Source organism: Kribbella hippodromi, assembly GCF_039531045.1.
Classification (GTDB): domain Bacteria; phylum Actinomycetota; class Actinomycetes; order Propionibacteriales; family Kribbellaceae; genus Kribbella; species Kribbella hippodromi.
The window spans coordinates 1-26,938 of record NZ_BAAAPH010000002.1 but is presented as its reverse complement, the minus strand read 5'-3'; the positions used below and the strand labels follow the sequence as shown (position 1 = coordinate 26,938).

General features: G+C 68.1%; 29 protein-coding genes. 7 read left to right on the top strand and 22 right to left on the bottom strand.

What is annotated here, in order from left to right; genetic code table 11:
- On the bottom strand, positions 1-229 hold a 229-nt coding region (locus ABD260_RS02910), incomplete at its 3' end, for a hypothetical protein (RefSeq protein ID WP_344231725.1).
- 82 nt (positions 230-311) lie between these two features.
- Between ABD260_RS02910 and ABD260_RS02905 the strand changes: the two genes are divergently transcribed.
- A complete protein-coding gene (locus ABD260_RS02905) occupies positions 312-1,679 on the top strand; it encodes a DHA2 family efflux MFS transporter permease subunit (RefSeq protein WP_344231724.1) in 1,368 nt (455 codons plus the stop codon).
- Positions 1,680-1,691: 12 nt separating this feature from the next.
- Here the strand turns inward: ABD260_RS02905 and ABD260_RS02900 are convergent, their stop codons facing one another.
- The 6 genes from ABD260_RS02900 to ABD260_RS02875 all read right to left on the bottom strand — a co-directional run bounded on the left by ABD260_RS02900 (position 1,692) and on the right by ABD260_RS02875 (position 7,296).
- On the bottom strand, positions 1,692-2,663 hold the full coding sequence (locus ABD260_RS02900) for a glycine betaine ABC transporter substrate-binding protein (RefSeq protein WP_344231723.1): 972 nt from the start codon (positions 2,661-2,663) through the stop codon (positions 1,692-1,694).
- On the bottom strand, positions 2,660-3,481 hold the full coding sequence (locus ABD260_RS02895) for an ABC transporter permease (RefSeq protein WP_344231722.1): 822 nt from the start codon (positions 3,479-3,481) through the stop codon (positions 2,660-2,662). Before ABD260_RS02895 ends, ABD260_RS02900 begins: the two co-directional genes overlap by 4 nt.
- Positions 3,478-4,692, bottom strand: a complete 1,215-nt coding sequence (locus tag ABD260_RS02890) for an ABC transporter ATP-binding protein (RefSeq protein ID WP_344231721.1) — start codon at positions 4,690-4,692, stop codon at positions 3,478-3,480. The genes ABD260_RS02895 and ABD260_RS02890 overlap by 4 nt, the downstream gene beginning before the upstream one ends.
- Entirely contained in the window at positions 4,685-5,326 is a 642-nt protein-coding gene (locus ABD260_RS02885; RefSeq protein WP_344231720.1) for an ABC transporter permease, read from the bottom strand. The genes ABD260_RS02890 and ABD260_RS02885 overlap by 8 nt, the downstream gene beginning before the upstream one ends.
- 118 nt (positions 5,327-5,444) lie before the next feature.
- Positions 5,445-5,801 carry an iron-sulfur cluster insertion protein ErpA gene (gene erpA, locus ABD260_RS02880; RefSeq protein ID WP_184833982.1) on the bottom strand — a complete coding sequence of 119 codons (357 nt, stop codon included), beginning with the start codon at positions 5,799-5,801 and terminating at the stop codon, positions 5,445-5,447.
- A 280-nt stretch (positions 5,802-6,081) separates the two neighbouring features.
- Positions 6,082-7,296, bottom strand: a complete 1,215-nt coding sequence (locus ABD260_RS02875) for a glycerate kinase family protein (protein WP_344231719.1) — start codon at positions 7,294-7,296, stop codon at positions 6,082-6,084.
- Between the two features lie 163 nt (positions 7,297-7,459).
- Between ABD260_RS02875 and ABD260_RS02870 the strand changes: the two genes are divergently transcribed.
- From ABD260_RS02870 to ABD260_RS02860, 3 genes are read left to right on the top strand one after another with little or no spacing between them, the layout of a single operon-like run.
- Positions 7,460-7,855: a VOC family protein gene (locus tag ABD260_RS02870; protein WP_344231718.1), complete on the top strand. Its 396-nt coding sequence runs from the start codon at positions 7,460-7,462 to the stop codon at positions 7,853-7,855.
- On the top strand, positions 7,855-8,505 hold the full coding sequence (nfi, locus tag ABD260_RS02865; RefSeq protein ID WP_344231717.1) for a deoxyribonuclease V: 651 nt from the start codon (positions 7,855-7,857) through the stop codon (positions 8,503-8,505). Before ABD260_RS02870 ends, nfi begins: the two co-directional genes overlap by 1 nt.
- Positions 8,498-9,007 carry an NUDIX domain-containing protein gene (locus tag ABD260_RS02860; protein WP_344231716.1) on the top strand — a complete coding sequence of 170 codons (510 nt, stop codon included), beginning with the start codon at positions 8,498-8,500 and terminating at the stop codon, positions 9,005-9,007. Before nfi ends, ABD260_RS02860 begins: the two co-directional genes overlap by 8 nt.
- A gap of 48 nt (positions 9,008-9,055) precedes the next feature.
- Here the strand turns inward: ABD260_RS02860 and ABD260_RS02855 are convergent, their stop codons facing one another.
- The 8 genes from ABD260_RS02855 to ABD260_RS02820 form a co-directional block, all read right to left on the bottom strand.
- Complete coding sequence (locus ABD260_RS02855; RefSeq protein ID WP_344231715.1) at positions 9,056-9,787, bottom strand: SRPBCC family protein; 732 nt, start codon at positions 9,785-9,787, stop codon at positions 9,056-9,058.
- On the bottom strand, positions 9,784-10,638 hold the full coding sequence (locus ABD260_RS02850) for an FAD binding domain-containing protein (RefSeq protein WP_344231714.1): 855 nt from the start codon (positions 10,636-10,638) through the stop codon (positions 9,784-9,786). Before ABD260_RS02850 ends, ABD260_RS02855 begins: the two co-directional genes overlap by 4 nt.
- Entirely contained in the window at positions 10,635-13,019 is a 2,385-nt protein-coding gene (locus tag ABD260_RS02845; RefSeq protein WP_344231713.1) for a xanthine dehydrogenase family protein molybdopterin-binding subunit, read from the bottom strand. Before ABD260_RS02845 ends, ABD260_RS02850 begins: the two co-directional genes overlap by 4 nt.
- Positions 13,016-13,720: a (2Fe-2S)-binding protein gene (locus ABD260_RS02840; RefSeq protein WP_344231712.1), complete on the bottom strand. Its 705-nt coding sequence runs from the start codon at positions 13,718-13,720 to the stop codon at positions 13,016-13,018. The genes ABD260_RS02845 and ABD260_RS02840 overlap by 4 nt, the downstream gene beginning before the upstream one ends.
- Before the next feature lie 279 nt (positions 13,721-13,999).
- A complete protein-coding gene (locus ABD260_RS02835) occupies positions 14,000-15,115 on the bottom strand; it encodes an XdhC family protein (RefSeq protein WP_344231711.1) in 1,116 nt (371 codons plus the stop codon).
- Positions 15,108-16,235, bottom strand: coding sequence for a vWA domain-containing protein (locus tag ABD260_RS02830; protein WP_344231710.1), 1,128 nt, complete (start codon positions 16,233-16,235; stop codon positions 15,108-15,110). The genes ABD260_RS02835 and ABD260_RS02830 overlap by 8 nt, the downstream gene beginning before the upstream one ends.
- Positions 16,236-16,241: 6 nt before the next feature.
- Positions 16,242-17,117: an AAA family ATPase gene (locus ABD260_RS02825; protein WP_344231709.1), complete on the bottom strand. Its 876-nt coding sequence runs from the start codon at positions 17,115-17,117 to the stop codon at positions 16,242-16,244.
- 325 nt (positions 17,118-17,442) lie between these two features.
- Entirely contained in the window at positions 17,443-18,039 is a 597-nt protein-coding gene (locus tag ABD260_RS02820) for a nucleotidyltransferase family protein (RefSeq protein ID WP_344231708.1), read from the bottom strand.
- Here ABD260_RS02820 and ABD260_RS02815 point away from each other — a divergent pair.
- A complete protein-coding gene (locus ABD260_RS02815; RefSeq protein ID WP_344231707.1) occupies positions 18,038-18,397 on the top strand; it encodes a hypothetical protein in 360 nt (119 codons plus the stop codon). The two genes, ABD260_RS02820 and ABD260_RS02815, sit on opposite strands and share 2 nt — an antisense overlap.
- Positions 18,394-19,575, top strand: a complete 1,182-nt coding sequence (nadA, locus tag ABD260_RS02810) for a quinolinate synthase NadA (RefSeq protein ID WP_344231706.1) — start codon at positions 18,394-18,396, stop codon at positions 19,573-19,575. Before ABD260_RS02815 ends, nadA begins: the two co-directional genes overlap by 4 nt.
- Positions 19,576-19,638: 63 nt before the next feature.
- Here nadA and ABD260_RS02805 read toward each other — a convergent pair whose 3' ends face one another.
- From ABD260_RS02805 to ABD260_RS02775, 7 genes are all read right to left on the bottom strand, one after another.
- The gene (locus ABD260_RS02805; protein ID WP_344231705.1) at positions 19,639-20,508 is read right to left on the bottom strand and encodes an alpha/beta fold hydrolase; all 870 of its coding nucleotides are present in this window, start codon (positions 20,506-20,508) and stop codon (positions 19,639-19,641) included.
- 2 nt (positions 20,509-20,510) lie between these two features.
- Positions 20,511-20,888, bottom strand: a complete 378-nt coding sequence (locus tag ABD260_RS02800; RefSeq protein WP_344231704.1) for a VOC family protein — start codon at positions 20,886-20,888, stop codon at positions 20,511-20,513.
- A gap of 49 nt (positions 20,889-20,937) precedes the next feature.
- Positions 20,938-22,128, bottom strand: a complete 1,191-nt coding sequence (locus ABD260_RS02795; RefSeq protein ID WP_344231703.1) for a glycosyltransferase family 4 protein — start codon at positions 22,126-22,128, stop codon at positions 20,938-20,940.
- A complete protein-coding gene (locus ABD260_RS02790; protein WP_344231702.1) occupies positions 22,128-22,544 on the bottom strand; it encodes an FAD synthase family protein in 417 nt (138 codons plus the stop codon). The genes ABD260_RS02795 and ABD260_RS02790 overlap by 1 nt, the downstream gene beginning before the upstream one ends.
- Positions 22,544-23,269, bottom strand: coding sequence for a CDP-alcohol phosphatidyltransferase family protein (locus ABD260_RS02785; RefSeq protein WP_344231701.1), 726 nt, complete (start codon positions 23,267-23,269; stop codon positions 22,544-22,546). Before ABD260_RS02785 ends, ABD260_RS02790 begins: the two co-directional genes overlap by 1 nt.
- Positions 23,266-23,763: an adenylyltransferase/cytidyltransferase family protein gene (locus ABD260_RS02780; protein WP_344231700.1), complete on the bottom strand. Its 498-nt coding sequence runs from the start codon at positions 23,761-23,763 to the stop codon at positions 23,266-23,268. The genes ABD260_RS02785 and ABD260_RS02780 overlap by 4 nt, the downstream gene beginning before the upstream one ends.
- Before the next feature lie 106 nt (positions 23,764-23,869).
- On the bottom strand, positions 23,870-25,057 hold the full coding sequence (locus ABD260_RS02775; RefSeq protein ID WP_344232088.1) for a glycosyltransferase: 1,188 nt from the start codon (positions 25,055-25,057) through the stop codon (positions 23,870-23,872).
- Between the two features lie 53 nt (positions 25,058-25,110).
- Between ABD260_RS02775 and ABD260_RS02770 the strand changes: the two genes are divergently transcribed.
- Entirely contained in the window at positions 25,111-26,847 is a 1,737-nt protein-coding gene (locus ABD260_RS02770; protein WP_344231698.1) for a right-handed parallel beta-helix repeat-containing protein, read from the top strand.
- Positions 26,848-26,938: the final 91 nt, after the last annotated feature.

Below are 26,938 nucleotides of genomic sequence, written 5' to 3'. Positions count from 1 at the left end.
GCGCGGGTGGCAGCGTGATCGGTGATGGCGGCGCGGGTGGCAGCGTGGTGGGTGACAGCGGCGCGGGTGGCGAGGTTGCCGCCAGCAACAGCACCCCCACCAGCGTTCCCACAAGCACAAGCACCCGCACAAGCACCCGCACAAGCACAAGCACCAGCACCAGCACCAGCACCAGCACCAGCACCAGCACCAGCATTCCCACAAGCACACGCACCAGCAGCGGCGGCACCAGCAGCGGGACCAGCAGCGGCAGCGGCGGTGGGGATGGGGGTGGTGGGGGGCTGGTTTACCGGTGGCGGTGGGTTGTGTTGGTGACGATTTTGGTTGCTGAGGTGATGGATCTTGTTGACGCGACGATTGTGAACATTGCGGCGCCGTCGATTCGGGCTGAGCTTGGCGGGTCGGAGTCGGCGATGCAGTGGATGCTGGCCGGGTACACGTTGGCGTTCGCGATCGGGCTGATCACCTTCGGGCGGCTCGGGGATCTGGTGGGGCGGAAGCGGCTGTTCGTGATCGGGGCGGTGGGGTTCACGGTCGCGTCGGCGGTTTGTGGATTGTCGACAAGCCCGGAGTTGCTGATCGGCAGCCGGGTCGCCCAAGGGCTGCTCGGGGCGGTGATGATTCCGCAGGGGTTCGCGATTCTGAAGGCGATCTTCCCGGCGGACGAACTCGGCAAGGCGTTCGCGATGTTCGGCCCGGTGATGGGACTGTCCGCGGTGGCCGGACCGATCCTGGCCGGTGTACTGATCGACGCGAACTGGCTCGGTGCCGGCTGGCGGACGATCTTCTTCATCAACTTGCCGATCGGCCTCGCTGCCCTGATCGGCGCGCTCCGGTTCATGCCCGAGGTCAAGACCCCAGGTGCCTCCCGGCTCGACGCGCTCGGCGTACTCCTGGTCAGCGCCGCGTCCGGTCTGCTGATCTATCCGCTGGTCCAGGGCCGTGAGCTCGGCTGGCCATTGTGGACAATCCTGATGTTGACCAGCTCGGTTGTCGTCTTCGCGCTCTTCGGCTGGCGGGAGCGCCGGTCCGCGAACCCGGTGATCGACCCGTCGCTGTTCCGCAACCGTGGGTACGTGGCCGGCCTCGGCGTGATCACCACATTCTTCCTCGCGATGAACGGCTTCATGCTGGTGTTCAACCTGTTCACCCAGCTGGGACTGCACTACAGCCCGCTCAAAGCCGGCCTCGCGATGGTGCCGTTCTCGCTCGGGATCGCGATCGGCGCACCGGTGTCCGGCGCCGTACTGGCTCCCCGTCTCGGCCGCGGCGCCCTTCAGCTGGGCATCGCGCTGATGGCCGTGGCGATGGGCGGCGTCTGGCTCACCCTGCACACGTACGGCGACGCGACCACGATCTGGAACCTGGTCCCAGCGACACTGGCCACCGGGATCGGCGCCGGCCTCGTGTTCGCGCCGCTGTTCGACATCATCCTGGCCTCGATCGACGACCAGGCCGCCGGATCCGCATCCGGTGTGCTCACCGCCATGCAGCAGTACGGCGGCGCCGTCGGTGTCGCCGTGATCGGCACAGTGTTCTTCCAGCTACTGCCGGCCCACGCGTTCCTCGGCGCCACCAAAACGTCCGTCCTGCTGGCGATCGGCCTATTCGTGATCAGCCTCGCCGTCAGCTACCTGCTCCCGAAACGAGCCCGGGAGTCAGCAATCAGCCACGGCTAACGCCGGCCAATGTCAGTCCCGGCTGACGAAGCCTTCCTTGACCAGCCAGTCCATGGCGACGTCGGCGGGTTCGCGCCCCTCGACGTCGACCTGGGCGTTCAGCTCGATCAGGACGGGATCGGTCAGCTTGTCCGACACCGGCTGGAACAGGTCCCGCAACTGCGGATACTTGTCCAGCACCTTCTTACTCACCACCGGCGCCACGTTGTACGCCGGGAAGTACTTCTTGTCGTCCTGCAACACGACCAGGTCGAGCGACTTGATCCGCCCATCAGTCGTGAAGATCTCGCCGAACCGGCAGTCCCCATGATTGGTTGCCGCGTACACCGCACCGGTGTCCAGGGTCCTGATGTTGTTCCGCGGAACCCCCGTACCGATCGGGATCCCGTAGTGCTTCAGCATCGGCTCGAACCCGTCGTTCCGGTTCGCGAACTCGGATTCGACGCAGAACGTACGCTCCTTCACCGGCAGCGACGCGACCTGCGACAGCTTGGTGATGTGCAGCCGGTCGGACTCCTTCCGGGTCATCGCGAAACCGTAGCTGTTGTTCATCGGCGCCGGCTTCAGCCAGATCAGCCCGTACTTCGCCTCGTCCTCCTTGCGTACGGCCTCGTATTGCTCCTGCTTGTCCGGGATACCGGTGTCATGGCCCAGGTACGAGATCCAGGCGGTCCCGGTGTACTCCCACGACATCTGGATCTGGTCTTGCAGCATCGCCTGCCGGGAGGTGTCGCTGCCCGGCATGTTCGTCAGGTCCTTCACATGCGCGCCGGCCGACTGCATCAGGATCGCCGCGATCTTGCCCAGGATCAGCTGTTCCTGAAAGCTTTTCGAGCCGATGCCGATGGTCAGGCCGTCCAGGTTCTTCACCGAACGCAGCGGTCCTTCGAGCGCGCCGGTCGGCACGAAACCACCGCTGGTACCAAGCCCGCAACCGGACAGAACAAGAAGTAGCGCGGCCCCTGCCGCTACGAGCCGCTTCATCCGAGTCCCCTCGGTCGAGTTACTTCTTCGAGTACGCGGCCCGCCCAGTCGATGAGCAGAGCCAGGGCAGCAACGAGTACGGCTCCGCTGATCAGCACCGGGTACCTGAGCAGACGGATGCCCGTGGTGATCAGACTGCCCAGTCCCCCGGCGTCGATGAACGTCGCGAGGGTCGCGGTGCCGACAACGAGCACCAGCGCGGTACGAATGCCGGCCATGATCACCGGGACGGCCAGCGGAAGCTCGATCCGCCCGAGAACCGCCACGTTCGACATACCCATGCCGCGGCCGGCCTCGACGAGCGTACGGTCAACTCCTTGCAGGCCGACGATCGTGTTTCGCAGCACGGGCAGAATCGCGTACAAGCAGAGTGCGAGGATCGCGGTCCAGAAACCGAAGCCCAGCCAAATCGCCAGCAGCACGATCAGGCCGATCACCGGTGCGGCCTGACCGGCGTTCGCGATCGCGACGACGATCGGTGCGGCGCGGCGGGCCCGGGGGCGGGTCAGCAGGATGCCGAGTGGGACCGCGACTATGAGCACGATGATCGTCGCGACGGCGGTGAGTTCGAGGTGCTGGACGGTCAACTGGCCGACGAGTTTCCAGTCGAGCTGGCGTTGCTCGATTGAGTCGAGCTCGGCCCGCGACCGCCAGATCGCCCACCCGCCGACGACGATCGCGACGAACAGCGGCTGCCCGATCAGCAGTCCCCAGGACGGCCGCCGCGCCCGATTCGACGCGAGCCCGGCCGCGGTCGCCTTCGCATCGGCAAGGTTCTCCTTGGACCTGGTATCAGGTCCTGGTTCGGTCACTGTCACGGCGCGACCTCGGGTTCCGGGTCGGAGCCGTTCGGCGCGGCGTCCTGGATCCGGGCCAGCACCGACTGGAAGTCGACGACGCCCAGGTACTCGTCCCGGCGCCCGGTGACGACCGCGCTGCCGTGGCTGGACATCAGCATCGTGTCGAGCGCGTCGTTCAGCGTGGCGCGCCGGTCGATGGTGACCAGATCGGTGTCCTCGTGCGGCGCCGGCACATTGTCAACATTCGACAAATCGGTTGTCCACATCCAGTCGACCGGACGGCGGCGGCGGTCGAGTACCACCACCGAGTCGTCACCGGCCGCTTGCGCGGCCCGCAGGACCGCGGGCGCCGGGTCGCCGATCTCGGCAACCGTCGGCTGGCACAACTCGATCTCGCTGACCCGGCTCAGCGTCAGCTGCTTCAGCGCCGCCCCGGCCCCGACGAAGTCGGCGACGAACCGGTCGGCCGGATTCGCCAGGATCGCCTCCGGGGTGTCGTACTGCGCGATCTTCGCGCCCTCGGTCAGGATCAGGATCCGGTCACCCAGCTTCACCGCCTCGTCGAAATCGTGGGTGACACAAACGATCGTCTTGCGCAGTTCCTCCTGGATGCTGAGCAGTTCGTCCTGCAGCCGCTGCCGGGTGATCGGGTCGACCGCACCGAACGGCTCGTCCATCAGGATCACCGGCGGATCGGCCGCCAGTCCGCGGGCGACGCCGACGCGCTGCTGCTGACCGCCGGACAGTTCCCTCGGGTAGCGGTTGCGGTACCGGGCCGGGTCCAGACCGACGAGTTCGAGTAGTTCATCGACACGTTCCGCCGTACGCCGCTTGTCCCACCCGAGCAGGCCCGGTACGAGCGCGATGTTCTGTGTCACGGTCATGTGCGGGAACAAGCTGCCGCCCTGGATCACGTACCCGATCCGGCGCCGCAGATCGTCATCGTCCTGCCGGCTGACGTCCTCGCCACCGATCCGGATGCTGCCGGACGTCGGCTCGATCAGCCGGTTGATCATCTTCAGCGAGGTGGTCTTGCCGCAGCCGGACGGTCCGACGAACATCACGATCTCGCCGGCCGGGATGTGCAGCGACAACCCCTCGACGGCCGGCTTCTTCTGCCCCGGGTAGCGCTTGACGACGTTCGTCAGCTCGATGTCGACGCCGCTGATCTCGTCGGCCGGGCTGGTACTGGCGCCGGCGCTGTCCTCGGTCACGATGGATTCAGACACGGATACCTCTCGAGGTGGTCAGGCGGCCGACGAGCAGCAGCAAAGCGTCAAGGATCAGAGCGAGCAGGACAACGCCGATCGTGCCGACCAGCGCGGAGTTGAGTGCGTTCTTGCCACCGATCTGGGTCAGGCCGGTGAAGATGAAGCTGCCCAGGCCGGGCCCGAGCACGTACGCCGCGATGGCCGCGATGCCCATCGACATCTGGGCCGAGACCCGGACGCCGGCCAGGATCACCGGCCAGGCCAGCGGCAGCTCGATCCGGAGCAACGTCCGGATCGCGCCCATCCCCATCCCACGGGCCGATTCGATCAGCGTCGCGTCAACGCCGGCCAGGCCGACGACGGCGTTCCGCAGGATCGGCAGGCTGGCGTAGAAGGTCACCGCGACCACCGACGTCGCGGTGCCGATACCGGCCACCGGGATCATCAGGCCGAGCAGCGCGAACGACGGGATGGTCAGACCGACGGCGCTGATCGCACCGGCCAGTGACGCTATCCGTGGATTGCGGTGCACGAAAACTGCCAGGCCGACCGCGATCACGGTCGCCAGCAGCACGCACTGGATGACCAGGCTGAGGTGCTGATAGCTCTGGTAGAGCAATTGCGAGTGACGCTCTGTTATGTAGTCCCACACAGCGGAAGCCGTACCCAACAAGCGTTGGATTCACACCTTGGGACGGTCGCTTCCGCACTCTGGACATGCCAAAACCCCTGGTCACCGCGGTGATCAGGGGTTTTGAAAAAGTTTCAGCTCAGTTGAACGAGTCGCCGCAGGCGCAGGAGCCGGTGGCGTTCGGGTTGTCGATGGTGAAACCCTGCTTCTCGATCGTGTCGACGAAGTCGATGCTCGCGCCCTTCAGGTACGGCGCGCTCATCCGGTCGGTCACGACACTGACGCCGTCGAAGTCCGCGACCACGTCACCGTCGAGCTGACGCTCGTCGAAGAACAGCTGGTACCGCAGCCCGGAGCACCCGCCCGGCTGCACGGCCACCCGCAGCGCGAGGTCGTCGCGGCCTTCCTGGTCCAGCAGCGCCTTCACCTTGGCGGCGGCCCCGTCGGTGAGGAGTACACCAGTGGCGACGGCCTGCTCGGTCTGCGCTTCAGTCATCCCTGACTCCAGTCATCTCTCAAGTGCCGCCGCACGCGCTCCGCCGGCACGGAAGTCTCATGTCAACACGGGTCAACAACGGCCGTCCCGCGCTCATTCCCATGGTCGCACACCAATTTCACAGATCAACCATCCCGCCCGGCTGTCCCACGCGTCGACCACTCCCCGGCGCGCCGGTCACGCTGGTCAGCGGGCGAGGCCCGACCCAAGCCGGCGGGTCCCGGTCAGCAGGCCCAGATCAGCAGGCCCAGATCAGCAGGCCCAGATCAGCAGGCCCAGGTCAGCGGGCCCAGGTCTTGGCGACGCGCTCGGCGACTACAGCGAGTGACCCGTGCGGGTCCGCGAACGCCTGCTCCTCACCGACCGCGTCCACCAGCGCGTACGCCGACTCGACGCCCATCGAGCGCATCTCGCGCGAACCGATCAGTACCTTCCCGGCCAGTACGACGCAGGGCCGCATCGCGTCGTTCGCCACCTTCGCGACGCCGGCGATCACCTTGCCGTCACGGGACTGGAAGTCGAACGCGCCCTCGCCGCTCAGGACCAGATCCACCTGCGACGCCTTCTGCTTCAACCCGGTCAGCTCGGCGACCAGGTCGATTCCGGAAACCCGCTCGGCGCCGAGGAGCAGCAGCGCGTACCCGAGCCCGCCCGCGGCGCCCGCGCCCTTCTTGTCGGCGGTCTTGCGGTCCGCGAGCTCGGCGAAGTGCGTCAGCCAGCCGTCGACCTCAGGCTTGCGCTCGTCCGCGATGCCCTTCTGGCTGCCGAACACGTTGGTCGCGCCGCGCAGCCCGAGCATCGGGTTCTCGACGTCACTCGCCGCGACGAACTCGATCCCGGCAACCCGATCCCGAGCCGGCTGCAGATCAACCGCCCCCAAGCCGGCCAGCCCCGCCGCCCCACCATCCAGCCGCGCCACATCACCCTCGCCTGCCGCGGCGCCATCGGCCCCTGGACCATCCACCTCGGCACGGGCAATCGCGGGGTCGCCGGTCGCGCCGTCGGCGGTTGCGGCGCCGGGGTGAGCGGTCCCGGTCCGGGTCGCGGTTGCGCCGAGGGCGGCGAGGAGGCCGGCGCCGGCGTCGTTGGTGCCGGAGCCGCCGAGGCCGAGGATGATCCGCTTCGCGCCCGCATCCACCGCGGCCGCGATCAGTTGCCCGACGCCGTACGTCGACGCCTCCTCCGGCCGCCGTTCCTTCGGCTCGACCAGGTGCAGCCCGCACGCCTGCGCGGTCTCCAGGTACGCCGTCTCCCCCGCAAGCAGGATCGTCGCCGGAGTATCCACGCCGAGCGGACCCCGTACCGTCACCGAGAGCAACTTCCCGTCCACAACCGCCGACAGCACATCGATGAACCCAGGCCCGCCGTCCGCCATCGGCGCGACCAGCACCTCGGCCTCCGGGTCGCGCCGCCGCCACCCCTCCTCGATCGCCGCCGCCGCCTCAACCGCCGTCAGCGTCCCGGCGAACTTGTCCGGCGCAATCAGAATCCGCATGCCCACATCCTCCCCTACCGCGCCTCTCCCGCCCATCGCCCGCCCACTTCGCGAACCTAAGGACTGGACGTAGTCGTCTACGTATATGCCCTCGCCCCGCCTGAACCGCCCGCGAACCCGCCCCGATCACCGACCACTACCTGTCCTTAGGTACACATTGGGGATGAAGTCAGTGCTGTTCGCGCTCCGGGTGAGTGATTTGGAGCGGTCGCTCGCGTTCTACGGCGCCGTCGGGTACGTGAACCTGGGCAAGGTTCCGTTCGAGGACGGATCCAGCTTGGTGTGGCTGCGGCTGCCGGACGAGCAGTCGGTGTCGCTGGAGCTGGTGCACCGACCGGCCGATGGTCCGGTTGAGGTACGCGGATTCGAGCACTTCGCGATCGAGGTCGATTCGCTGGCGGAGACGATCGCGCGGCTGACCGACAACGGCCTGGCGCCCGGCGAACCGATCGTGCACGGACCGGATGGGCCGAAGACCGCTTGGCTCACCGATCCGGACGGGTACCGGTTCGAGCTGGTGGAATGGCCGCCGGGCGGTCCGCCGTCACCGGAGAATTGATGGACTGGCCGAGCACTGCCGCCGAGGCGATCGCGGTTCAGGAGAAGTTGCGCGGGCTGGTTGAGGTAGTCGATGTGGGTCCGGCGCCGCGGTACGTGGCTGGGCTCGATGTCGCGTACGAGGGTGATCGCTTGGCGGCTGCTGTCGTCGTACTCGATCGGATGACGCTTGACGAGGTGGATCGGGCTGTCGTTCGCGGGGCGACGACCTTTCCGTACGTACCTGGGTTGTTCGCGTTTCGGGAGGTACCGGCGTTGCTGACTGCGCTTGAGCAGCTCACGACTGTGCCGGATTTGCTGGTGTGTGACGGGCAGGGGTTGGCCCATCCACGCCGGTTCGGGCTTGCTTGCCATCTCGGCGTGCTGACCGGGATCCCGGCGATTGGTGTGGCGAAAACAACCTTCGTCGGCGCACATGGGCGGCTTGGTTGGGAGCGTGGCGCGACAGCTGAGTTGGTGGATGGCGATGAGGTCGTAGGCGCCGCGGTCCGTACGCAGGACGGCGTCAAGCCTGTGTACGTATCAGTCGGCCATCGCGTGACCCTACCGACGGCCGTCCAACGAGTACTGGAGTTGGCACCGCACTATCGCTTGCCCGAGACAACCAAACAGGCCGACCGCGCTTGCCGGGACGGGCTCCTGGATGGTTGACGATCGGGCTCGAGTGCCTGGGTATACGCGGCATGAGTACGGGGAGCGCGTCGGCGCGACGGGGCAGCTGCGGCTCGGAGCCGTCGCGGCAGTACTGGCCGGCAACCGCCTGCTGCTGACCAAGCGGACTGACAACGGCGAGTGGTGCCTGCCGGGTGGCGCGATCGAGCCGGGCGAACGGCCGGCCGAGGCGGCGGAGCGGGAGACGTACGAGGAGACCGGGCTGTCGGTACGGGTGACCGGGTTGATCGGCGTGTACTCGGACCCGGATGTGGTCGTGGTCTATCCGGACGGGAGACGGGTGCAGATTGTCGGGGTTGTGTTCCGGGCCGAGGTGGTGGCTGGTGAGGCTGGGTGCTCGGCGGAGGTGAGCGAGTCGCGCTGGGTCACCATGGAGGAGGCTGCCGGGCTGACCGTGGTGGCGAATCACCGGCTGGTACTACCAGCTGTCTTCACCGGACAGCCTTACTTCGACCCACCGGCCGCACCTCCAGCCAGCTAGCAGACCGCTCCGCCGATGGCGCGTCTGGCCGACTAGGAGACCGCGGTGTCAGCGGCGGATTAGGTGGCGGAGGATTAGGGCTAGGGCTGCGCCTATTAGGTAAGGGGCGGCTCGGCGGGCTAGGAGTGGGAGGACGGTGCTGCCGAGGTCCAGCGCGATTGCGTCCTCGGGCTCTGGAGCATCACCCGGCGCCGCCGCACCACGCTCCCCCGCACCAGCCCCAGTAGAGTCGGCGCCGGACGGCGAACCCTGTTCGGCTGAGGTGGCTGGAGTCGCTGGCGCGTCTGATGCCGGCGGACCACCAGAGCCGGCTGACTCGGGCGTGCCGGCAGGTTGGGTAGTGAGCTTGGATTCCAGGCAAGTGGTGAACTGATTGAGGAGTTTGGTCGAGATGTCCTGGATCAGGCCTCGGCCGAATTGGGCCGGGCGGCCGGTGATGGTCAGGTCTGTGTCTACGGTGACTCGGGTGGTGCCGGGATCAGCCTCCGACAGCTTGGTGGTGACGCGTGCGGTCGCCGTGCCGTTGCCGCGTTTGTCCTTGCCCTTGGCATCTACTACCGCGTGATGATCCCCGGCGTCCCGTTCCAGGAAGGTGCCACTGCCGGTGTACAGCAGTGACACCGGACCCAGCTTCACCCTGCAAGAACCAGTGAAAACATCACCCTCGTACGACTCCAGCGTCGCGCCGGGGAAGCATGGGACCACCCGTTCGAGATCGTTGAACGCGTCCCACACCTCCCCGATCGGCGCGGGTACGACGAACGCGTGCTCGAGCTTCACGTCGTACCTGCCGCTGCGAGCACCGCGCGCCTGGTCAGCACCGTGGCCAAATGCCGGCGGTAGTCAGCGTCACCGTTGAGATCGGTCGTCGGCTCCGTGCCATCTGCCGCCCGAGCCGCAGCCGCACGCACCGCCTCGGCAGTCGCCGGTTGCCCGACCAGCGCCTGCTCAACCGCCGTCGCCCGGATCGGCGTCGCGCCCATGTTGCCCAGGGCAACACGCGCCTCCGCGATCGCCTCGCCGTCCAACCGAACAGCCGCCGCGACCGACACGATCGACCAAGCCTGCGCGACCCGATTGAACTTCTCGTAGTGCGCACCCCACCCGGTGTACTTGGGTACGCGCACCTCAACCAGCAGCTCATCCTCCTCGAGCGCCGTACTGAACACCCCTTGGAAGAACTCCCCCGCCGGTACCGTACGCCGCCCATCACGGCCCGCGATCACGAACGACGCGTCCAGCGCCACCGCGACCGCCGGCAGGTCAGCAGCCGGATCCGCGTGCGCCAGCGATCCACCGAACGTCCCGCGATGCCGGATCTGCGGATCACCAATAGTTGCCGTAGCCAACGAAATCAGGCGCGCGTGCTCCCCGATCAACGGATCATTCTGTACGGCACTGTGCGACGTCATCGCCCCGATCGACAACGCCTCGCCATCATCGCGTACGCCCCGCAGCTCGGCGATCTTCCCCAGGTCGACGACGACTTCCGGCGCGGCCAACCGCAACCGCAGCGCCGGCATCAAGCTCTGCCCGCCGGCCAGCACCTTCGCGTCGGTGTGCTCGCGCAGCAACCCCAGCGCCTCGTCGACAGTCGCCGGGCTGAAGTACTCGAACGCCGCGGGAATCATGAGCGCGTCCCTTCCTGAATCGCCTTCCAGACGCGGAATGGCGTACATGGCATCGGCACGTCCGTGACACCGAGCGGGCGGAGCGCGTCGACGATCGCGTTCACCACAGCCGGTGTCGACGCGATCGTGCCGGCTTCGCCAACGCCCTTCACGCCAAGCTGATTCGTGGTCGCCGGCGTCTCCGTCCGCGCGGTCTCGAACCTCGGCAAATCCGGTGCCCCCGGCAACAAGTACTGATCGAACGATCCGGTGATGAGCGTACCGGAGTCGTCGTGCACCGCCTCTTCGTACAACGCCTGCGCGATGCCCTGTGCCAGCCCGCCGTGGACTTGTCCTTCGACGATCAGCGGATTGACGACAACGCCGACATCGTCAACGCTCACGTACGAGCGGATCGTCGTACCGCCCGTCTCCGTATCGACCTCGACCGCGCACAGATGCGTACCGTGCGGGAACGAGAAGTCCTCCGGATCGAGCGTCGCGTCCGCATCCAGCGAACCGTCCCCGGCGCCGTCCAGCTTGTGCCCTTGGAACACCGCGAACGCCAGCTCGGCCATTGTCATCCCGGCATCCGTACCGCGCACGCCGTACCGCCCGGCGGAGAACTCCAGGTCATCCGCGTTCGCCTCGAGCAGTTGCGCCGCGATCGGCTTCGCCTTCTCGATCACCTTGTCCGCCGCGGCCAGCACCGCCATCCCGCCGACGGCCAGCGAGCGCGAGCCGTACGTGTCAAGCCCGCGCACCGCGACTTGTGTGTCACCGTGCAGTACTTCGACGTCCTCGAACGCGACGCCCAACCGGTCCGCGACGAGCTGGCTCCAGGCGGTCTCGTGGCCCTGGCCGTGCGGGCTGGTGCCGGTGACGACCTCGACTTTGCCCGTCGGCAGCATCCGGATCGACGCATGCTCCCAGCCGCCGCCGACGTACCCCATCGAGCCGAGCCAGCGCGACGGCGCCAAGCCGCACATTTCCGTGTACGTCGACACGCCGATCCCGAGCTGTACCGGATCACCGGACTCCCGGCGTCGCGTCTGCTCCGCGCGCAACTCGTCGTACTTGAACAGCTCGCGCGCCTTCGCGGTCGCGGCCTCGTAGTTGCCGGAGTCGTACTGCAGTCCGGCGACCGTCGTGAACGGGAACTCCTCGTGCTTGATCCAGTTGCGTTCGCGGATCTCCAGCGGGTCGACGCCGACGCGGGCGGCCAGTTCGTCCATGGTGCGTTCGATCGCGTACGTCGCCTCGGGCCGGCCGGCGCCCCGGTACGCGTCGGTCCACGTCTTGTTGGTGAACACGTTGGTGATGCCGACATGGTACGCCGGGAACTTGTAGATCCCGTTGTACATAAAGGCTCCGAGCAACGGGATCGCCGAGGTGACCAGGCCGAGGTACGCGCCCATGTCCGCGGTCAGCTCCACCTTCAGACCGGTCACCGTACCGTCGGCGTTCGCGGCGAGCGTCACCTTCTGCCATTGGTCCCGCCCGTGATGCGCGGACATCAGCGACTCGGACCTGGTCTCGCTGTACTTGCACGGCTTCCCGATCCGGCGGGCCGCGATGACGGTCAGTACTTCCTCCGGCGTGAACTGGAGTTTGCCGCCGAAGCCACCGCCGACGTCCGGTGCGATCACCCGGATCTTGCTCTCCGGGATGCCGAGGACGAGCGCGATGAAGATCTTCACGAAGTGCGGTACCTGCGTCGACGACCAGACTGTCATTTGTTCAGTCGTAGGATCGACGACAATCGACCGCGGCTCCATGAACGCCGGAATCAGCCGCTGCTGGCGGAACTCCTCCTCGATCACGATCCCGCCGTCACGGGCGGCCGCGATCGCCGCCTCGACGTCACCGCCGGTGCCGGCTTCGGCCGAGTCATACGACCAGACCGCGGACACGTTCGTACCGAGATCCGGATGCGCGAGTACTTCGTCGCGGGCCGCGGCGCGGAGCTCGAGGGCGGGCGGAAGTTCCTCGTAGTCGACGTCGACCAGCTCCGCCGCATCGTTCGCCGCGGCCGCGGAACGGGCGACGACCAGCGCGACGATCTCGCCCGCGAAGGCGACGTGATCGACCGCCATGGACGGGTGCGTCGGCGCCTTCTGGTCCGGTACGACTGCCCAGGCGTTGGGCAGCGCGCCTTGCTCCTCGGCGATGTCGGCGCCGGTGATGACGGCAACCACCCCGTCGGCTTCCTTGGCCGCGGTCGTGTCGATGCCGGTGATCCGGGCGTGCGCGAACGGGCTGCGCACCATCGCGAGATGCAGCATGCCCGGCAGCACGATGTTGTCGGTCCAGCGAGTCCGGCCGGTGATCAGCCGGGCATCCTCCTTACGTCGCCGCGGCGTACCAACCTCCCGCACCGGCCGCTCCTCGGTAGCAGTCACCGCACACCCCCAACACCCTGCCCCACACCCACCTGCTCCTCGCCCACACCCACCTGCACCTCGCCCGCCGCCTGCTCCTCGCCCGCCGCCTGCTCCTCGCCCACGCCCGCTTGCTCCACGCCCGGCTGCTCCACACCCGCCGCTTGCGCACCCGCCGCTTGCGCACCCGCCGCTTGCGCACCCGCCGCTTGCGCACCCGCCGGTTGCGCGCCCGCCGGTTGCGTTCCTGCCTGCTGGGTGCGCGCCTGCTGCGCTGCGGCGCGGACGGCTTTGACGATGTTCTGGTAACCCGTGCAGCGACAGAGGTTGCCTTCCAGCCCGAGCCGGACGTCTTCTTCGCTTGGATCAGGATTGTCAACAATCAGATCGATGGATTGCATAATCATCCCCGGCGTGCAGTACCCGCACTGCAAGGCGTGGTTCTCGTGGAACGCCTGCTGCATCGGGTGCAGTTGTCCGTTCGTCGACAATCCTTCGATCGTCGTCACCTGGTGCCCGTCCGCCTGCACCGCCAGCAGCGAGCAGGACTTCACGCTGCGGCCGTCGAGATGAACCGTGCAGGCGCCGCAGTTCCCGGTGTCGCAACCGATCACGGTGCCCGTCTTCCCCAGTTGCTCGCGCAGATAGTGCACCAGCAGCGTGCGCGGCTCCACCTCGTCCGTGAAGCTGCTTCCGTCGACCTTCACCGTGATCCGGGTCATCGCCCCGCCTCCAGCTGTCAGCACTCGCCGTACCTTCGATCCTGCTCCCGTTGTGATCTCGACCACAAGGCCCGACCGGCAGATCTGTCGCTGACGAGCGTGTCCGCCCGGCGCCCAGGCCTGCCCGTCAGCCGCCGGCGTGGTCGTCGGAGCGCCGGCTCGTGGGCGGCCGGCATGTTCGTCGGAGACGCCGGATCGCCGGACCGGCACGTCCGTCAGACGCCGCACGTCGTCAGCTGTCGTCAGCGGGCGGTGGGATCGTCGGTGGGTGTGGGGTTGTCAGTGGTGGATTGGGCCGGCGGCGGCGGACAGGCGTTGGCCGGCGCCGCCCCAGCGTTGGGCGATGATTTCGGCGGCGATGCTGACTGCCGTCTCCTCGGGTGTCCGGGCGCCGAGGTCCAGGCCGATCGGGCTCGCCAGCCGGGCCAGCTCGGTCTCGGTCAGACCGGCTTCCCGCAGCCGCTTCAGCCGGTCGTCGTGCGTACGCCGCGACCCCATCGCGCCGATGTACCCGAGCTGCGGCAGCCGAAGTGCGACCTCCAGCAGCGGTACGTCGAATTTCGGATCGTGGGTGAGCAGACAGATCACCGTCCGGTCATCGATCCGCCCAGCTGCCGCCTCCGCGGACAGGTACCGGTGCGGCCAGTCCACGATCACCTCGTCGGCCGACGGGAACCGGGACGCGGTCGCGAACACCGCGCGGGCATCGCACACCGTCACCCGATAGCCGAGGAACGAGCCGAGGCGCGCAACCGCAGCCGCGAAGTCGATCGCCCCGAAGACCAGCAATCGCGGCACGGGAGCGTACGAAGAGACGAAAACGCGCATGCCCTCACCACGCCGCTGTCCGTCCGGTCCGTACTCCAGCGTCTCGGTCCGGCCGTTCGCCAGCAGACCGCGCGCGTCATCGAGGACCGCATCGTCCGCCCGCTCCGAGCCCAGACTTCCCCCGACGCTGTCCGGACGCACGATCAGCCGGCGGCCGAGCCGAGCCGGGTCCGGATGCGTGACCACCGTCGCGACCGCTACTGGACGGCCTTCCGCGATGTCCGTCGCGACCTCCGCCAGCTCCGGGAACGACGTCCGGTCGACCCGCTCGACGAACACGTCGATGATCCCGCCGCAGGTCAGCCCAACCGCGAACGCCGACTCGTCGCTGACCCCGTACCGCTGCAGGACCGGCTCGCCGGACTCCAGGATCTCCTCGCCGAGCTGGTAGACCGCCCCCTCCACACACCCGCCCGACACACTGCCGACCGCCTCGGCGCCCGGCCCGACCAGCATCACCGCGCCCGGCGGCCGCGGCGCCGACTCGAACGTGGCGACAACGGTGCCGACGGCAACCGATTCGCCTGCCTTCCACCACGTCAGCAACCGATCGAGTACGTCACGCATCGGCCACCACCTCCAGAAGTTCGGTGAAGCTGGCCAGGCTGTGCCCGGCGACGAGATCGTCCAGGTACGGCAGGACGGCGACGATCCCGGACTGCACGGGCGCATACCCCGGCTTGCCCCGATGCGGGTTCAGCCAGATCACCCGGTACGCGAGCGTGGCCAGTCGTCGCAGCTGTTGCCCGAGCAACGAGGCGTCGCCGCGTTCCCAGCCGTCGCTGCACACGACCACGACCGCGCGCCGGGCCGTACCGCGCTGACCCCAACGATCGAGGAAGACCTTCAGCACCTCGCCGAGCCGTGTCCCGCCGGACCAGTCGGGTACGACCTCCCCCGCGGCCCGCAGCGCGTACTCCGCGTCGCGCCGCCGCAGCGCCGGGCTCACGCGGGTCAGCCGGGTGCCGATTGTGAACACTTCGACAGTTCGGGGTGAGCGTTGTACGAGGGTATGGGCGAGCCGCAGCAGATTGTCTGCATAAGGACGCATCGAGCCGGAGACGTCGATCAGGAACACGACGCGCCGTGGGCGTACGCCGCGGCGGCGGTACTGAACCCTGGCCGGCTCGCCGACCTGGCGGAGCTGGGCGCGGAGCGTGCGGCGCGGGTCGATCTCGCCGCGATGCGACGGGCGGCGGCGGTTCGCCCGGCGTACCGGCAGCTGTGGGCGCAGGGTGCCGAACAAGCGGGCGAGGTCGGCGCGGTCTTTTGTTGACAATCCTGCGATATCGCGATGACGGAGAACCTCGGCGGTACTTGCGGAGACGGTGAGGGTGCGGTCAGCGTCCGTGCCTCCGTCGTCACCGTCGTTGCCGGCGAGGGGCGCTTGGACGGAGGACTGGGGTGTACGAAGGACCGCGCCGCGCGGGCGATCGCCGGTGAACCAGGCGGCGAACACCTCGTCGTACCGCGCGGTGTCGTCCGGGCCGCTGCACAGGGCGGCACGACCGGCCCAGTACACGTCCGCCGTACGCCCGGGGTCGAGAGCGGCGACGGCCCGCAGAAAGAGATGCACCCGGTCGGCCGTCACCGCCAGACCAGCCTGCCTGAGCGCCGCCCCAAACCCAGCCAGGGCCAGGTCAGCTTCCCGCTCTGGTCCGGCGGTGGCTTGGGGTGGTGTTGGCATTGGGGGTCAGCTCGCGAGTAGGCGGTCGAGGGATTCGCGGACGCGGTCGGTGTCCTCGCGGTACTTGAGGACCGCGCCGAGCGTCGCCGCCGCGGTCTCCACGTCCAGTACGCCGGTGCCGAGGGCGTCCAGCGCCCGGGCCCAGTCGAGCGTCTCGGCGACGCCGGGCGGCTTCAGCAGGTCGAGTTCGCGGATTCGATGCACCGATCGAGCCACCTGTTCCGCGAGCCGCGCGGACACCTCCGGCAACCGGGTCCGGACGATCTCGATCTCGCGGGCGAGGCCCGGGTGGTCGATCCAGTGGTACAGACAGCGGCGTTTCAGCGCGTCGTGGACTTCGCGGGTCCGGTTCGAGGTGAGGACGACGATCGGCGGTACCTCCGCGGTGATCGTTCCGAGTTCCGGGATCGTCACCTCGTACGTCGAGAGCACCTCCAGCAGGAACGCCTCGAACTCGTCGTCCGCCCGGTCGATCTCGTCCACGAGCAGCACCGCCGGACTCTCCCGCAGCGCCCGCAGCACCGGACGCGACAACAGGAACCGCTCGTCGAACAGGCTCTTCTCGACCTCTTCCACGGCCGCGTCCGAACTCGTCGCCTCGACCGTCCGCAGATGCAGGATCTGCCGGGGGAAGTCCCAGTCGTACAGCGCCTGGGACGCGTCGATGCCCTCGTAACACTGCAGCCGGATCAGCTCCAGCCCGAACGCCTCGGCGATCGCAGCCGCCAGCGAGGTCTTCCCGGTGCCCGGCTCCCCTTCCAGCAGCAACGGCCGCTGCAGGGCCAGCGCCAAGTACCCGACCGTGGCCAGGCCGTCCCCGGCGAGATATCCGGTCGCCCGCAAACGCTCGCCCAACTCCCCCGCCGACCCGACGGCAGCCACCCCCCAAGGATCACTCCCCCCGCTCCCCTTGCCAACCCTCACCCAGCCGAGCCGCGAGGTTTCGCCAAGCGGGCCCCAAACCGGTTTGGGGCGGTTATGTAGGTAGAACGGGGAAGGTTGTACTCCTGGAGCGGGCCGTTCTACGCCCCAAACCGGTTTGGGGCAGTCGCATACATGGAGCGGGGAACGTTGCACTCCTGGAGCGAGCCGTTCTACGCCCCAAACCGGTTTGGGGCAGTCGCATACATGGAGCGGGGAAGGTTGCACTCCTGGAATGGGCCGTTAGACAGCCCAAACCGGTTTGGGGGAAGGACGGGGGCAGGGGTCAGCCGTGGCCTGGTGGGAGGGAATCGGGGGTGTCTACGTCGGCGCCGTCGGCCAGGTCGGTGCAGTCGATTGGGGTGGGGTGGTGGGAGCGGAGGTACGCGCGGGCGCCCTCGTCGCCTTGGGCGGTGGCGATGACGCCCGACCAGTGTTCGCGGCCGATCAGGACGGGGTGGCCGGGGGCGCCGTCGTAGGTCGCGCGGGCCAGGGCGGTTGGGCTGGGGTTCGCGGATACTCGGCGTACGGCGCTCTTGGTGAGGCCTGGTACGTCGACCGGGATTACGAGTACTGCGTCGATCGGAGTGGAAGCAGCCAGTGAGGTCAGGCCGGCGCGGAGGGAGGCACCCATGCCCGCGGACCAGTCTTTCGCTTCGACGATGTGTACTGGCTCGGAGGTCAGCGCTCGGCGGACCTGCTCCGCGGCGGCACCGATGACGACGACCACCGGCGAACAACCCGACGCGATGAGCAAACGGGCTGCACGCACCACCCACGGGACACCGTCGGGGCCGGATACGAGCGCCTTCGGGGAGCCGAACCGACGACCCGCACCCGCCGCCAGCACCAACCCAGCAACCGCGGCACCCGAGTCCTCCATGGAGCCCGAACCCGCCGTGGACCGCGAGCGCTCCGCAGAAGCAGAATCCGCCGCCGCCGCGGAAGCCGGCGTCGAAGCGGAAGCCGGCGTCGAAGCGGAAGCCGGCGCCGGCCCACCGGTCGCCGGCGTCGAAGCGGAAGCCGGGGTCGAAGCGGAAGCCGGCGTCGGCCGACCGGTCGCCGCGGAGCCCGAACCCGCCGCGGAAGCGGACTCCGCCCCGGAACCAGAAATCGGCGGTGGTTCAGCGGTGGTGGGATCGGTTGGGGTGTTCACACCGGCAGGGTACTTATTTCAGAGTTTGGGCAGTGAGGTGTACCACGTGGTGGTGGGGTGGCGGCGTGGGACGATGTTGACGTGACGACGATCGCAGACGGCTCGAAGTCCCTTCCGTTGTTGTTCCTGGGGCAGAACACCGACCCGCATTCCGAGCGTGGGGTCGAGTGCCCGGGCGCGCTTCCGCCGGCCTCCGACCCGGACTTGGTGGAGCGGGCGCTGAAGGCGAAGGCAGCGCTGGGTGACCAGGTGTTCGTGCTCGGGCACCACTACCAGCGGGACGAGGTGATCCAGTTCGCGGACGTCACCGGTGACTCGTTCAAGCTGGCCCGCGACGCGGCGAACCGGCCGGACGCGCCGTACATCGTGTTCTGCGGTGTGCACTTCATGGCGGAGTCCGCGGACATCCTCACCAACGACTCGCAGACCGTGATCCTGCCGGACCTCGCGGCGGGATGCTCGATGGCGGACATGGCCCGGATTCAGCAGGTCGAGGCGGCCTGGGACGCGCTCGCCGACGCGGGTGTCGCGGACGTGACGGTGCCGGTCACGTACATGAACTCGAGCGCCGACATCAAGGCGTTCTGCGGCCGCAACGGCGGCGTCGTGTGTACGTCGAGCAACGCGGAAACCGCCCTCAACTGGGCCTTCGAGCAGGGCGAGAAAGTACTGTTCCTCCCCGACCAGCACCTCGGCCGCAACACCGCAGTACTGCAACTCGGCCTGTCGCTCGACGAGTGCGTCGTGTACGACCCGCACAAGCCCGGCGGCGGACTGACCCGCGAGCAGCTCGCGGTCGCGAAGATGATCCTGTGGCGCGGGCACTGCTCCGTACACGGCCGCTTCACCGCGGAGTCGGTCGACGACGTACGGGCCCGGGTCCCGGGCGTGAACGTGATCGTGCACCCGGAATGCCGCCACGAGGTCGTCACGAAGGCGGATCTGGTCGGTTCGACGGAGTACATCATCAAGACGCTGGAGACGGCCGAGCCGGGTACGTCATGGGCGGTCGGCACCGAGCTGAACCTGGTGCAGCGCCTGGCGAAACAGCACACCGACAAGAACATCGTCTTCCTGGACAAGACGGTCTGCTACTGCGCGACGATGAACCGCATCGACCTCCCGCACTTCGTCTGGGCGCTGGAGAACCTGGTCGCCGGTCACGTCGTCAACCCGATCAAGGTGGACGCGGACACGGAGAAGTACGCCAAACTCGCCCTCGACCGGATGCTCGCCCTCCCCGGCAAGACCGCCCGCGACTAGGCCTCCCGCGACCGGACCTCCGGCGACCGGACCTCGGGCAACCAGGTCTCCCGCGATCAGGCCTTACAGGAAGGCGCGCAGACTGCGGACCAGCTCGTCAGGGTTGCACTCAGCCATGTGATGCGTGGAGTCGACGCCATGTCCTTCGACCTCCACGCACCACGGCCGCCACACCGCGACCACATCGCCGTAGAGCTGCTCCATGTCATCGCGCGTCGACCACAGCGCCAACGTCGGACACTCGATCCGCCGCCCGGCCGCGCGGTCGGCCGCGTCATTTCGGCGATCGACGGTGAGCCCGGCGCGATAATCCTCCAGCATGCAATGGACAGTCGCCGGGTCACGGATCGCGGCCAGGAAGTCGGCGTGGTTCTCCGGCCCGAGCGCTTCGGGTGAGTTCGTGGTCCAGGCGTCGTACCAGGTTTCGGGGTCCGCGCAGATCACCCTTTCGGCGGGTTTCGCCTGCTGCGCGAAGAACCACCAGTGCCACCAGGCGGCCGCGAAGTCCGCACCACACCGTTCGAGCGCTTCAAGGACCGGCACGCTGTCCATCACCACCAGCTTGCGTACGCGGTCCGGATGATCGAGCGCGGTCCGATACGCCACGTACGAACCACGATCATGCCCAACCACAGCGAACCGCTCATGCCCGAGCGCACTCATCACCCCGACCACATCACCTGCCATGGCGCGTTTCGAGTACGGCGCATGCTCCGCGTCCGTCACGGGCTTTCCGGACCGCCCGTACCCGCGCAAGTCCAGGCACACCACGGCGAATCCAGCCGCCACCAATTGCGGCGCGACGGCGTACCAGGTCGTGTGCGTACGCGGATGCCCGTGCAGCAACACCACCGCCGGTCCGCGGCCACCGTGCCGTACCCGGATCGCCTGCCCGTCGACGTCGAGCTGTTCGAGCGTGAACCCGTCGAACATGCTCAGTAACCCGCAAGGAACAGGCAGAACACATGTCCATGCGGATCGCGCATCACGCGCACTCCATCCGGTTGCGGCTGATGCGACTCGACGGTCGCGCCCAACCCGACCGCGCGCTGGGTCTCAGCGTCGAGGTCGTCCACCTCGATGTCGAGATGCGCCTGCATTTGCTGGGTGTCCGGGCGTTGCGGCCAAGTCGGCGCAACGTGATCGGTCTCGAGCTGGAAACTCAGCCCCGGTCGCTCCCGCTCCGGATGACGCAGCCGGACCCAGGTCGGATCGCGGCTGACCTCGACCCAGTCCAGCAGTTCGCGGTAGAAGTCGGCGAGCTCAGGCGGATCGGGCGTACCGAGGACGGTAGCAGCGAGATTCGCGGACATGGCGCGGCCTTTCGCGTGATCGGACAGGGCCCCTTGCCAGTACCCCCGGTCAATCAGCGGTGACGCGTGCCGGGGTGTACCACTCCGACAGCAAGTCCGGCAGCCGGTCGGGGCCCCAACGGTCTACCGGAGTGATGCGGCCGCGAAGCGAGCCGAGACCCTTGGCGAGCTCACCGACGACGTCGCCCCGCCAGGGCACGGTGACGCCTTCGTCCGGACCGACGATGACGGCCGGACCACCGCGGTCGACGCACACCACCGGGCACCCGGACGCGAGCGCCTCGGTGACTGCCCAGCCCGCGGCTTCACGCAACGCCGGCGCCAGCAGCGCATCGGCCCGGAACATCGCCGCCAGCACGTCCTCCCGCGGCAGCGCACCCATGAACTCAACGCGGTCCCGAACACCGAGCTGCCAAGCGAGACTTTCGGCGCGACCCCAGTCCGGACCGTCGCCGATCACGCGGAGCTCCCAGTTGGCCGCCTCGGGCCGGGCCAGCGCGCTGATCGCCAGCAGGACGCCCTTCCACGGGATCAGCCGGCCGACGAACAGCGCCGTTTTCACACCAGGATCACCGAACGGCTCGTACGGCCCGGAGGCGGTGAAGCGCCGGATCGCGACGTTCGGTTCGACCACGATCTCGCGCGCGTACGGCCGGAACGTGTCCGCGACATCGTTGTTCTGGGCAACCATCAGGTCGGCGGTCTGGGCCATCTTGCGGCCGGTCAGCCGGCGCCGGAGCCCGGTGTAAGCGCGGCGCACCAGCTCCCCGGCCATGCCGCGCGGCCCGAGCCAATGTGCCATCGAGAGCGGCGCGGTGGTGGACCCGCCGACCGGGCCCCAGATCACCTTCGCCGACGACGCCTCGACCACGCCCGCGCCCATCCAGTCCACCGCGAACGTCAGATGGTGGATCACGTCGAACGCGTGCTCGGCATGCAAGCGCGCCGCCGTACGCCGCGCGAGCCCTTGCCAGAGCGGGTAGTACCAGTACACGTCCGCGGGCCGGCGGCGCAGGCGCAGCACCCAGCGCGGCATCTCCAGCGGGACGACGGTCAGCCCCGGCACCGGGCGCTGCGCCAGCTCCTCGGTGATTTCGTGCGCGAACTTGCCGCGGGTGAGCAGCCAGACGTCGTGGTCCCGGGCCGCGGCCTTCGCCCAGGCCCAGCCGGCGCCGGGCTCGGACCCGCCCTGCGGCCGGCAGGCGTAGGCGCTGAGCAGTACCTTCGGCCGGCCAGGCATCAGCTCATCCCCTCCAGAAGCCTGCGCAGATCGGTGCTCGAGGTGGAGGCGGTGTACGGGAAGTAGTGCACTTGTGCGCCGACCTCACCCAGCAGCCTCTCCAGTCTGATCCCCTTCTCCGTTCCCTTCCAGTCGTCGCCTTTGAAGAGAACGTCGTACCGCACCTGTTTCCACATCTCGAACTTGTCGCTCGACCAGTCCCGGACCACTTCGTCGACCAGGTCGAGCGCCCGAATGACATCCATCCGTTCCTCGAGCGGTACGACCGGCGGGCGGCCCTTGATTCGCGCCACCACCTCGTCCTCGACCACGCCCGCGATCAGGTGATCACAGTGCTCGCGGGCCCGGCGCAGGATGTTCAGGTGGCCGATGTGGAACATGTCGTACACCCCGGGGGCGTACCCGATCACGGCCATCAGGCCCGCACCCCGAGCAGTGCCATCTCGCGGTACCACTTGCCGATCGCGGCGACCAGGAAGAGCAGGTTCAGGGCGAGCAGCGCGCCGTACAGGACGACGAACACCGTCGGGTTGCCGAAGGCAAGGAAGACCAGGCACAGTACGCCGTAATCAGTCGGTGCGATGAGCAACGACTTGAGTACGGAATCGCCACGTACGTTGGGCTTTACGGCATCACCGTGGCGCCGGCGCAGCTGATCGATCAGGATCAGGCCGAAGAACAGCACGGACGACATACAGACGTACGCCAACGGTACGAGCAACAGCGAATCGTTGTCGAAGGCATCGAACCGGTAGAACGAGATCAGTACGGCGCTGTGCAGCAGCACGATCTTGACCGCGTCGATCATGTGGTCGAGCCACTCGCCGAGCGGCGAACCGCCACCGCGCAGCCGGGCCAGCTGCCCGTCCGCGGAGTCCAGGCCGTAGCCGAGCACCAGCAGCGCCGTGACGCCGAGCGCCAGCCCGAACGACGGCCGGACGGTCGCCACCAGCACGATGCCGACCAGCGAGCAGAACCCGCTCGCCAAGCTCACCTGGTTCGGTGTCCGGCCCGCGTGGAACGCCGCCGCGGCGAATACGCGGCCGATCCGGCGATTCACGAACCGGGAGTACGCGGGCGTACCGGCCGACGGCTTCTGCGCCTGCGACAACTGCGCGACCGTGGCGCGGAGTGAACTCATGCGACGGAGCTTCGGGATTGGCGCTGGTCGATCGCGGCGCGGAGGATCGGGCTGCGGGAGGTGCGGCCGGCGGGCAGGATGGTGAGCAGCGCGGGCGGCATCCGGTCGAGCTCGGCCACGCTCAGTACACCGTCCATCGCGCTGGCGGCGAACACCGTGTGCACACCGGTCAGCCACTCCGGCAGTACGTCGCCGACGGCAACAATCTCGGACGTACCAGCCATCTCTGACGCGGTGGCCACCTCGCCCGGGGGAACGACCTCGTCGACGGAAATCACCTCGTCCACGCAGCGCAGGTGCTCGAGGATCTGCGCCCGCTCGGGCAACGGCACGAACGGGCGTGCTCCCCAGGCGTCCAGCGCCCACTCGTCCGACAGCACCGCCACGACCAGCCGGTCACACTGCCGACGGGCCCGTTCGAGCACGTCGATGTGGCCGACGTGGAAGAGGTCGAACACCCCCACCACACATCCGGTGCGCGGCACGCTGACCACGTTTGCATCCCCCAACACGAATTCCCGCACTTCTTCCGGCGCGACGCCGCCCCCTGCGTCCTGTTGCGCGACTCTATCTGGTTCAGACCTGTCTGGCACGAGCCACTCAGCGTCCCGTACGGCGCCGGCCGCGGACGGCGTGCCGGGCGATCGCATCGGTGTAGATCCTCTCCGTGGCGGCGAGGTCACGCTCCGGTGTGAAGCGGTCCAGGTACGCCTGTCGGGCTCGTTCGCCGAAGGTTATCGAAGTCGTGGGATCAGCCACCAACCCGATCGCCTTTCGCAGCGCCTCGGGGTCGCCGGGCGCGGTGAGTACACCGGTTTCGCCGTCGTCGACCAGCTCTTCGAGCGCACCGAGCCGGGACGCGACCACCGGGATCCCGTGCGCGAAAGCCTCCACCACCACGAGTCCGAAGCTCTCATACGAACGCGCTGGGACGACGGCGGCGCGCGCGGACCGGAGGATCTCCATCCCGTCCGCCCACGGTAGTTGACCAAGCACCTGAATCGACGGGTCGCGCCGAGCCTGCTCCTCGGCCGCGCCGCGCAGTGGGCCGTCGCCGACGACGACCAGGGTGCCGAGCTCGGAGTCCCAGGCCTGCAACAGATCCGCGAACCCCTTGTCCTCGCTCAATCGCCCGAGGAACACAACACTTTCCCCTGCGCCGTCACGGACCGGCCCCTCGTGCGGTACGGCATGTGGTTTGACCACGAACCGCTCCGGATCGAACCCGGCCGCGACGTACCGGTCCCGGACGAATGCTGACGGTACGACGAACGTGTCGACGTACCGCTCCCAGGTGTGCAAGGTGTTGTGTACGCCGATGCTCGTCGCCAGCGGCAACGTCTGCACGCGGGACTCGCGATAACAACCGTGCTTGATCGCGGGCAGCGGCAGCCGGCCGACGCACGACTCACACGGCCGGCCGTCCCGTTGCAGGACCGCGTTCGCGCAGATCAGCCGGAAGTTGTGCAGCGTCGCGACGATCGGCAGGCCGAGCTTGCTCGCCGCGCGCAGCACCGAGGCGCTGAACAGCGGGAAGGTGTTGTGTACGTGGACGACATCGGGCCGCTGCTCCTGCAATAGCCGCGTTAAATCGCGTTCGGCCGAGAATGACCATACGGAGCGAAGCGGTAACAGTGCGCGATCTTTTCGGCTCATTTGGGCGATGTCGTCGCTGTTTCGGGCGTACAGGTCGAGCTGGTGGCCCGCGTTCCGCAACAAATCAACCGTTTGCGCGACAACGGTGTTCTCACCACTGGGTTGACCGGTCCGGTAACGGTTGTGCAGCATTGCGACCCGCATGGCATTACCTTAAGTGATCGCCCACTCCCCCGGAGAGTGCATTGAGGAAGTCGTGGACCGCCGCGCTGGTCGCCGCGGGGCTGGCCGTTGTCGCGGTCGCCGTACCGGTGATCGCCAGCGAGAACAGGGCGAACACGACAGCGAAGGGTCCGGACGAGGCCGCCGCTCGTACGCTGCCCTCGCAGCGGGTCGGGGCGGCTCCCGGCAAGTCTGGCGCGGGGACGCCCAGCGCGGGTACGCCTGGCAAGGGGCAGCCGACGGTTGGGCAATCGGAGCTGCCTGGGCGCGGTAAGCATCCCAGCGCGAAGCCGTCGGGGGGGAAGCCGTCGGCGCGGCCGTCTGGCAAGCCGCCTGTTTCACCGAAGCTTCCGGTCAAGCCGGTGGTGAGCTCGGATCAGGCTGGTCCGGCCGTTGCCGGACCGTGCAGCGGCGTGGTGATCAAGCCCGGCCAGGACGCGCGGTCGATCGTCAACTCCAAGCCGGCCGGTACGACGTTCTGTTTCGCTGCTGGTACGCATCGGATCAGCAGCACGATCCGGCCGAAGGCGAACCAGGTGCTTGCGAGTGCGCAGGGCGCGGTCCTGACCGGATCGGTCCGGTTGGCCGGGTGGGCCGCGTCGGGGTCGCGTTGGGTAGTGCGGGGCGCGTTGCCGGCCGCGTACGCCAAGAGTGGTGAGTGTGAGGACAACAAGGCGAACGTTTGCTACCTGCGGGAGCAGGTGTTTGTTGACGGCGTCCATCTGACTCGGGTTGCTGCGCTCTCCGCGGTGCGGGCGGGGACGTTCTACGCGGACTATGCGGGTAATGCGATCTACCTTGGGAGCAACCCGGCCGGGCGGGACGTGGAGATGTCGCGGACCTCGACCGCGATCGAGTCCGGCGCTCGGGGTGTGGTTGTCCGTGGGTTGACGATTGAGCACTTCGCGAGCGCGCCGCAGGCGGGGGCACTGGTGTCCGGGCCGGGGTGGAAGGTGACGGCGAACGACGTCCGGTGGAACCACGCGGTCGGCGTGATGCTGGTGGACGCGGACAGCACGAAGGTCGATCGGAACCTGATCCATCACAACGGGCAGCTCGGGTTGGGACAGTACAGCTCCGCTGCCGCCGCGGTGACCCGGAACGTGATCAGCTCGAACAACACCGACGGATTCTGGATCGCCGACTGGGAGTCCGGTGGGATCAAGTCCACCCGGTCGTCCGGAACGGTCAGCGGGAACGTGATCAAGGCGAACAAGGGCATCGGGATGTGGGCCGACGTCGCCGACGACGGCCGGTCGATCATCGGCAATCAGATTGTCGGCAATGCCGCGGACGGGATCCGGTACGAGATCAGCCGGAACGGGACGATTGCCGGCAATACGGTCACCGGGAACGGGTTCGGGACCGGGCGCGGGTCTGGTACGTCGCTGTGGGACGGCGGCGGGATCAACGTGAACACGTCCACCGGCGTGACGATCAAGGGCAACCGCGTGGCCGGCAATGTCAACGGCATCACGATCCAGTCCCGGACTCGTGGCAGTGGCCCGTGGGGTACGTACCTGTTGCGCGATGTACAGGTCAGCGGCAACACCGTCGAGATGACCGGCGGAAGCCAGGCGACCGGCATGGTGCAGAACGCCGGGGCCCAGGTGCCCGCCGGCGAGGTCGTGTTCACCGGGAACAAGTACGTGCTCGACGACCTCGGTACGCAGCGCTTCTCCCGCTTCGGCGCCCGCCTGACCGCCGCCGGCTGGCGCAAAGCCGGCCTCGACCAAGTAGGCACCTTCGCCGCCAACTGACCTCACCACACGGGTGGATATCCACCGGTGTTGTGGGGCGGAGTCCATCGGTCTAAGCAACGCCTGATGGAGGGTGTTGTGTATGCCGATG